We start from the raw sequence: 1,651 nt of genomic DNA, 5'->3' as shown, positions 1-1,651 counted from the left end.
GGCCGGGGAGTGTGGGCTTCTGTCAGGGCTGGGGGGCCGAGGCCAGCGAGAGGTAGACCGCGGCGAAGTCCGTGATCGCGAGGAGCTCCGCCATGGTTTCCAGCGCGCCGCCCTCCTCCGGTTCCAGCTCGCTCACAGGTGTGTCATGGCCGAGCGCCAGTTCCCGGGCCGCCGGGTAGGCGCTGAGGCCCCCTGTCGGGCGGTCCCGGAGCAGGACCACCCGGGCTCTGAGTGTCTCTCCCTCGTCGACCCGGTCGCGGAAGAAGTCGTCGGGGTCCGCGCCGGCCGCGAAGTCCCCGGCCAGGAGCCCGCCGTGCGAGGGCAGCGCCTCGGGCAGTTCAGCGGCCAGGGCGGGGCGGCCCGCCAGTTCGGACAGTACGGCGGCGAAGCGGCGGCCGACCGGGCCCGCGGCATCGCCCTCCGTCCACAGCAGCGGCAGGCTGTCGGCGAGCTCGGCGGCGAGCGTCTTGGCGGGGTTGCTGTACGTGGCGATGGCCGGGCCGCAGCGTTCCGCGGTGCTGTCCAGGCGGTCCGCCACCTTCTGCAGGTCCTCCGGCGTCGCCGTCACCAGGCCGACCCGGTCCAGAAGCGCCAGCAGAGGGGTGAGCAGCGCCCACAGCGTGCCGGGGCCGGCGGCCGAGGTCTCCGCGTCGTACTCGCCGTGCGGGGCCGCCGCCATCGGGACGACCAGGCCGTGCACCCCGTCGACCGCCTCGCGCAGCGGGGAGCGGGTGGGGGCGACGGCGACGACGGTGCAGCCGCGGCGGTAGGCCTGCTCGGCGAGCAGGGCGAGGCCCGGTTCGGAGCCGTCGGCGGTCGCGATGAGGAGCAGGTCCACGGATCCGGCCCAGCCGGGCAGGGCCCAGCGGAGGGCACCGGGGGCGGGGGCGACGCCCGTGGGGTTGATGCGTACGACGGGGGCGGCCGCGCCTGCCAGTGCGCCGATCAGGTCGGCGACTCCGGAGGCGGCGGTGCCGGGGCCCGCGACAAGGACTGCGCGGGGGCGGCCCTCGGGGGCCAGGCCGCCGATGCCGGCCTCGGCGGCGTGGCGGGCGGCGGTGCGGACCCGGGCGCCGGCCTCGGCGGCACCGCGCAGCAGATCGCGGCGGTCGGCTCGGGCCAGGGCTTCCGGGGCGTCGAGCAAGGACTCGTCGAGCATGGCGGTGGGCCTCCGATCACCGGGCGGGGTGCGGGCTGCGGGTGCGCGTACGAGGGGCGGCGGGGCGGGGTGGGCGGATTCTGTGGCGTGGCCGCCGGGCCGAGCCCTGGTGGCCGTGGCCGAAACGGTGGCCCTGCCTGCGGTCCGTCCCGCTGTCGTCGGTCGGGGCGCCGGCTGCCGTGTGCTGCCGGGCGCCGCCCTGCCCGTACGTGCGTCGCTCGCGGTCAGGCGGGGCGGCGGGCCTCGTCGACGAGAAGGACCGGGATGCCGTCCCGGACCGGGTAGGCCAGGCCGCAGTCATCGCCCGTGCAGACCAGTTCGGGGGTGTCGGCCGCCGAACGGTCGTCGAGCGGGGAGTGGCAGGCCGGGCAGGCCAGGATCTCCAGGAGGCCGGCTTCGAGCGCCATGGGGTGAGTCCCTTCGAGCATGCGAGTTCCGATCCGCGTGGATCAGGCGTCGTCAGCCTACCGCTGGGGTGGTGGGGGCGCGGCC

Annotated in this window: 2 protein-coding genes; both read right to left on the bottom strand. The window is 76.9% G+C overall.

What is annotated here, in order from left to right:
• Window positions 1–22: 22 nt before the first annotated feature.
• Entirely contained in the window at window positions 23–1,159 is a 1,137-nt protein-coding gene (locus tag JS521_RS35565) for an SIS domain-containing protein (protein ID WP_205086976.1), read from the bottom strand.
• Window positions 1,160–1,383: 224 nt separating this feature from the next.
• Window positions 1,384–1,566, bottom strand: coding sequence for a Trm112 family protein (locus JS521_RS35560; RefSeq protein ID WP_030589348.1), 183 nt, complete (start codon window positions 1,564–1,566; stop codon window positions 1,384–1,386).
• Window positions 1,567–1,651: the final 85 nt, after the last annotated feature.

Source organism: Streptomyces durocortorensis (assembly GCF_016901035.1).
Taxonomy (GTDB): domain Bacteria; phylum Actinomycetota; class Actinomycetes; order Streptomycetales; family Streptomycetaceae; genus Streptomyces; species Streptomyces durocortorensis.
Note: the sequence above shows the minus strand (reverse complement) of the source record. Positions and strands in the feature narration are given on the sequence as shown.